We start from the raw sequence: 5,741 nt of genomic DNA, 5'->3' as shown, positions 1-5,741 counted from the left end.
GGGTCACGCCGGACTCGTCGACGTAACCCTGCCGACCGTCGCACACTGCACCGTGATGAATGCGAAAGTGCCCGCCCCGAATTCGGGGCGGGCACTTTCGCGTGTTGTCGAAATTCAGCTCGATGCCGTCAGCTCGAGGCCAGTGCCTTCGATTTGAGGTGCTCGAACTCCTCGGGAGTGATGGCGCCCGAATCGAGGAGCGCCTTTGCATCCGCGATCTGTTGTGCGGGCGAGGTGCCTGCGACGTCACGGATGTAGCTGTCGGATTCCTTCTTGTACTCGGCAGCCGCGGCCTGCGCGCGCTCCTGCATACCCTTGCCCTTGGCGAGCAGATACACGATCGCCGTGATGTACGGGAAAATGATCAGGCAGATGACCCACGCAGCCTTCGCCCACCCCGAAGACTTATGGTCACGGAAAAGGTCGGCGATGATGTTCCACAACACGATCAGGTAGGCGACGAACGCAAAGATCACGACCATCGTCCACAAGAAGTTCCAGAAGCCTTCCCACATTTCGGTTTCTCCTAGCTCGGCGGGAAACGGCCTTATTGGCCGTGGATGACGCTACAGGTAATCGCGGACGCTGTACGTGCGAGCTTGCGGATTCATCAAGTCCACAAAATGGTTTCTCAGCATCCGGAACCATTCGGCTGGTCGGGCATGATGAGACATATGACCATCGAACTCGGCCTCGACACGTTCGGCGACGTGACAGTCGACGACTCCGGCGACACCATCTCCTACGCGCAGACGATCCGCAACGTACTCGACCAAGCCGTGCTCGCCGATTCCGTCGGCGTCGACTTCTTGGGAGTCGGCGAACACCACCGCGACGACTACGCGGTCTCGGCGCCCGACGTCGTCCTGGGCGCGATCGCCGCGCGCACCGAGCGGATGCAACTCGGTTCTGCCGTCACCGTGCTGAGCTCCGACGACCCGATCCGCGTGTTCGAACGCTTCTCGACGGTCGACGCGATCTCGTCCGGGCGCGCCGAGGTCATCCTCGGCCGCGGCTCCTTCACCGAATCGTTCCCGCTGTTCGGGTTCGAACTCGATCAGTACGAGGAGTTGTTCACCGAGAAGCTGTCACTGTTCGCCAAGCTGCGCACGGGTGAGCCGGTGACCTGGGAAGGCGCGCTGCGCCCACCGCTGCGCGACCAGACGGTGTATCCGAAGCTGGAGAATCCACCGCTCCCGACATGGATTGCCGTGGGCGGCAGCCCCGAGTCCGTGGTCCGCGCGGCGAGTTACGGACTGCCGCTGATGCTCGCGATCATCGGCGGCGACCCGCTTCGTTTCGCGCCGTACGTCGATCTCTACCGTCGCGCCCTCGAACAACTCGACAAGCCCACCGACCTCCCCGTCGGCGTCCACTCCCCCGGCCATATCGCCGAGACCGACGAGCAGGCGCGCGACGAACTCTGGCCGCACTACCGGGTCACCGTCGGGCGCATCGGTGCCGAGCGCGGCTGGCCACCACCGACCCGCATCGAGTTCGACCAGTCGACGGGACCCGCCGGTTCGCTCTACGTCGGATCTCCGGAAACCGTTGCTCAGAAGATCGCTCGCACCGCGAAGGCGCTGGGCCTGAGCCGGTTCGACCTCAAATACTCGCACGGCACGCTCCCCCACTCCGCACTCATGCGCAGCGTCGAACTCTATGGGACACAGGTGATCCCGCGCGTCCGCGAGCTGCTCGCCGAGTCCTGAGCGCGCCCTGCCCGCTGTGCGCTCGAGACAGCCGACTGGGCGCTCGAGACGGTCGACTGTGCGCCCTACACCGCCGACTGGGCGCTCGAGACGGTCGACTGTGCGCTCTATACCGCCGACCGTGCGCGCCCAGTTGCGGTGCGCCCCAACGCGTCAGCGGCGGCTCAGTGTGACCTGGAAGTCGCCGGCAGGGTCGGACCAGGTCTCCGCGACCGGCAGCCCGGCGTCGGACAGCTCGGCGGCGAGTTGCTCCGGCGCGAACTTGGTGCTGATCTCGGTGAGGATCTCCGCGCCTTCGGGTAGCTGCCACTCGCGACCGAGCGCACCGAGGTGCGCGTTGATCGGACGTCGCGCGCGTAGCCACATCTCGATCCGGTGCAGCTTGGGGTTCCACCGGGCGATGTGGTCGAAGTCGTCGACGAACAACCCCGACGCGTCGAGTCCGCGACGCAGCACCTCGATCATGTTCCTGTTGAAATCCGCTGTGACACCGGCTTTGTCGTCGTAGGCGGCAACCAGTCGGCCGGTGTCTTTGATGCGGTCGGCGCCGAGCAGGAAGTAGTCACCAGGACTCAACGCCTCGGACAGTCGGGAGAAGAACTCGTCGCGCGCAGGGTCGTCGAAGTTCCCGATGGTGCCTCCGAGGAACGCCGCCAACCTCGGCCCGTCGGACTGTGGCAGTTGGAGTCCGGGGGCGGTGAAGTCGGCGAGCACCGGCTCGATCGTCAACGACGGGTAGTCGGCGGCGAGGATTTCGGCTGTGCCTGCGAGCATTTCGGCACTCACGTCGACCGGGACGTAGGTGAACTCACGTCCGCGTTCGGCGGCGTGCGCGGCAAAGGCGTCGAGCAGCAGTCGTGTCTTGGTCGACGTTCCCGAACCCAACTCGACCATCATCGTCGCGTCTGTCGTCGACGCGATGTCGGCGGCATGCGCGGCGAGGATCGCTGTCTCCCTGCGCGTCGGGTAGTACTCGGGCAGGAAGGTGATCTCGTCGAAGAGTTTGCTGCCACGTTCGTCGTAGAGCCATTTGGTCGGCAGGACAGGCGGGGTTTGCCAGAGTCCCTCGGCGGCATCTGCGGCCAGGGCCGGATTGGCTGTGGTTGAGGTCATCGGGCCAGACGCAGCCCGGAGAAGACCCAGCGCGACTCGGCCGGGAAGAAGTTGCGATAGCTGACCCGCTCATGCCCGCGAGGCGTGATCGCGCTGGCTCCGCGCAACACGTGTTGGTCGCACATGAACTTGCCGTTGTACTCGCCGACGGCTCCGTTCGCGGGCGCGAAACCGGGATAGGGCAGGTAGGCACTCGATGTCCACTCCCACACGTCGCCGATCATCGCCGAGCCTGCGCGTCCGGGATGACATCGTGCCGGATCGAGCAGTTCCCCACGCGCGCCGCCGACGCCTGCCGGGTTCGGCCCTCCGGGCACGCTGGGCGCGCCCGTTGCTGCGTACTCCCACTCGAACTCGGTTGGCAGCCGCGCCCCCGCCCACCGCGCAAAGGCATCCGCCTCGTAGAACGACACGTGCACGACGGGCTCATCCCACACGACAGGTCGACGCCCCGACAACGTGAACGTCGTCCACTCGCCGTCGTCGAACGACCAGTAACCCGGTGCGCGCCAGCTGGTTTCGTTGATATGTGCCCAGCCGTTCGACAGCCACAGTTCGTGTCGTCGGTAGCCGTCGTCGGCGATGAAGTCGAGCCAGTCGGCATTGGTGACCGCACGCTCGGCGATCTCGAAGTCTTCCAGGAACACCCGATGCCGAGGACCCTCGTTGTCGTACGCGAAGGTCTCGGGCGTGGTGCCCGACCCGGCGAACGGTGTCCCGACCTCGACGACGCCGCCCGCGACCTCGCGCCATGTCAGGGCGTCAGGCTCGCCCTGCTCGTCGGCGGGGCGGTCGACGTAGACGGGATCGAAGTGGTGCGTGGAGAACAGGTGCTTGAGGTCCATCAGGATCAGCTCCTGATGCTGCTGCTCGTGATTGAAGCCCAGCTCGAGCAGCCCCAGCGTCGACTCGTCGTAGTCGCCGCGCTGGAGAAGTTCACTCATCGCGGCGTCGACGTATTCGCGGTACCGCGTGATGTCGGTGATACCGGGGCGGGTGACCAGCCCGCGGTCGGGTCGTGGGTGTCGCTCGCCGACGGTCTCGTAATAGCTGTTGAACAGGTAGCGGAAGGTCTCGTCGTACACCACGTACGACGGATCGTTGCGCAGGATGAACTCTTCGAAGAACCAGGTCACGTGCGCGCGATGCCACTTGGTGGGGCTGGCCGCGGTCATCGATTGCGGTGTCTGGTCTTCGGCCGACAGCGTCGAGCACAACTGATCTGTCAGTGCGCGGATATCGAGGAATCGCCGTGTTCTCGACGCTTCGTCTGTGGCAGGTGCCGAAACCTGCTCAGCGGATATGCGATTGGTGATGCTCACTGGAATACCTCCGGTGGCTGTTCGTCGCGGGACAAGCGATCAGACGATCACTCGCCGACAACACCATCGTTGCCAGGGCCGCGCACCCTGTCAACGCGGTTGGCGTCGACCAGGCGGTTGCGTGCTCCTGCATCCAGTCCAGCACAGGGGTCTGACATTTACCCCTGACCGAAGCGCTCAGCGCCCCTCGGCCTCGTCCTCCCACTCGGCGTCGGCGGCGTCTTCGCCCTCGTCGACCACGTGCACGGCGGCTTCCTCGGCGCTCGCGCCCGCTCCGTCGATTCCGCAGTCGGTTGCCACGGCCTCGGCTTCGTTGTCGACGACGCCACCCTGATCGGGTGCGAGGAGTCGGCCTGCGCGTCGGTCGCCCACCTGGTCGTCCTCGACGAACTCGGGACTCGAATCACTCTCGTGCGCTTGCCAATCGGGGTGCTCGTCGCGCTCGATCTCGTCGATCGGGTCGTCCTTCTGCCACGGGTCGGGCTCTTCCTCGGAGAGCTTCTCGTCGAGCGACTCACCCTCGCGCATCTCTGATGCTGTGAGCCCGCGCATCGCGGCCTTGGGCTCGTAGTCGGGTGGCGAGTACCCCTCGTCGAGGACGTCGTCGACGCCGCGGTCGTCGAGTGAGTCCTGAGGCTGCAACTGATCGTCGGGGTCGAGTGCGTACTCGCTGTCACCTTCGATGATGGATTCGTTTTCGTCGCTCACACCTCCACGATAGGCGCAGGAGCGAATCGCAGAAGACGGCACGCGACGACTCGCGATCAGGGAAACTGTGGAGATGTTGGCGGAAATGCAACAGGATGCCGAGTCGCTCTACGCCGCCGGCGAGTACGACCACGCCCTCGCCGAGTTCTCGGTGCTGCGCGAGATGCGCTCACGTCGGGAGGGCCCGTATTCGGTGTCGTACCTCGCCAACGTCCACGACTGCGTTCGCTGCATGTCAGCACTCGAATTGTGGGCCGATTCCAACCCGCTCTGCCACGAGCTCTACGGCAAGTACGTGCACACCCACGGCCGCGGCGAGGCCGACACCGTCGACGTCGCCAAGCACTGGGCCTGGGCACTGGTTCACCTGGCCGACTACGCACGCGCGCTGCGCCTCTACGTGCTGACCGCCGACGCCCTCTGGGACACCGACCCGGCGCAGGCGCGCCGCCTACTCGGCGCCGCAGCCGTTCACCGCCACGACACCGACCCGACGACGCTGCTCTCCGACGACCGACTCGACGGCGTCCCGATCCATCACGCGGGAGCGTTGGGCTCCGCACTTGCGGAGTTCGTCTCGACGACACCGCCCGCAGATGTCGCGCAGCTTACCGACCGGGTCACCATCGACGGTCTCGTCGACTGAGGACCGCGACGTCGAGAATCGGCGGCATCGCTGCCTACCGGACGTACCGGCCCTCTCTGATTGCAACACTCCTGCGCGAGAAGTACGCCGCGGTGCTGGTCGGGCCGGTCATCCTGTGGGGACTGATCGCTGCAGTGTGGTGGTACATGCTGTTCAACCGGCCCACCGCGGCGTACTTCTCGCGCAGGAGTGTTGCAATCAGAGAGGGCCGGTACGTCCGGTAGGCAGCGATGCCGCCGA

Annotated in this window: 7 protein-coding genes; 2 read left to right on the top strand and 5 right to left on the bottom strand. The window is 65.5% G+C overall.

Features of this window, described 5'->3' with window-relative positions:
• Nucleotides 1–128: 128 nt before the first annotated feature.
• Nucleotides 129–515, bottom strand: a complete 387-nt coding sequence (locus A5777_RS13360; RefSeq protein ID WP_005206708.1) for an SHOCT domain-containing protein — start codon at nt 513–515, stop codon at nt 129–131.
• Between the two features lie 159 nt (nt 516–674).
• Between A5777_RS13360 and A5777_RS13355 the strand changes: the two genes are divergently transcribed.
• Nucleotides 675–1,712 carry an LLM class flavin-dependent oxidoreductase gene (locus A5777_RS13355; protein ID WP_005206709.1) on the top strand — a complete coding sequence of 346 codons (1,038 nt, stop codon included), beginning with the start codon at nt 675–677 and terminating at the stop codon, nt 1,710–1,712.
• Nucleotides 1,713–1,865: 153 nt separating this feature from the next.
• Here A5777_RS13355 and egtD read toward each other — a convergent pair whose 3' ends face one another.
• From egtD to A5777_RS13340, 3 genes are all read right to left on the bottom strand, one after another.
• Entirely contained in the window at nt 1,866–2,825 is a 960-nt protein-coding gene (gene egtD, locus A5777_RS13350; RefSeq protein ID WP_005206710.1) for an L-histidine N(alpha)-methyltransferase, read from the bottom strand.
• Nucleotides 2,822–4,147, bottom strand: a complete 1,326-nt coding sequence (egtB, locus tag A5777_RS13345) for an ergothioneine biosynthesis protein EgtB (RefSeq protein WP_005206711.1) — start codon at nt 4,145–4,147, stop codon at nt 2,822–2,824. Before egtB ends, egtD begins: the two co-directional genes overlap by 4 nt.
• 177 nt (nt 4,148–4,324) lie before the next feature.
• The gene (locus A5777_RS13340; protein ID WP_005206712.1) at nt 4,325–4,855 is read right to left on the bottom strand and encodes a DUF5709 domain-containing protein; all 531 of its coding nucleotides are present in this window, start codon (nt 4,853–4,855) and stop codon (nt 4,325–4,327) included.
• A gap of 73 nt (nt 4,856–4,928) precedes the next feature.
• On the opposite strand from A5777_RS13340, the gene A5777_RS13335 reads away from it, so the two are divergent.
• A complete protein-coding gene (locus A5777_RS13335) occupies nt 4,929–5,501 on the top strand; it encodes a hypothetical protein (protein ID WP_064863015.1) in 573 nt (190 codons plus the stop codon).
• 34 nt (nt 5,502–5,535) lie between these two features.
• Here A5777_RS13335 and A5777_RS25420 read toward each other — a convergent pair.
• Nucleotides 5,536–5,741: hypothetical protein (locus A5777_RS25420; protein WP_231895057.1), on the bottom strand; the 206-nt coding region annotated here is incomplete at its 5' end.

Origin of the sequence: Gordonia sp. 852002-10350_SCH5691597 (assembly GCF_001665715.1) — a bacterium.
Taxonomy (GTDB): Bacteria; Actinomycetota; Actinomycetes; order Mycobacteriales; family Mycobacteriaceae; genus Gordonia; species Gordonia sputi.
The sequence above is the reverse complement of the archived record's forward strand: the minus strand, read 5'-3'. Positions and strand labels throughout refer to the sequence as shown.

Bases quoted from the DNA above. Each gene is read 5' to 3' on its own strand.
- egtD (WP_005206710.1), bottom strand. From the start codon at position 2,825: ATGACCTCAACCACAGCCAATCCGGCCCTGGCCGCAGATGCCGCCGAG.
- A5777_RS13360 (WP_005206708.1), bottom strand. From the start codon at position 515: ATGTGGGAAGGCTTCTGGAACTTCTTGTGGACGATGGTCGTGATCTTT.
- A5777_RS13335 (WP_064863015.1), top strand. From the start codon at position 4,929: ATGTTGGCGGAAATGCAACAGGATGCCGAGTCGCTCTACGCCGCCGGC.
- A5777_RS13355 (WP_005206709.1), top strand. From the start codon at position 675: ATGACCATCGAACTCGGCCTCGACACGTTCGGCGACGTGACAGTCGAC.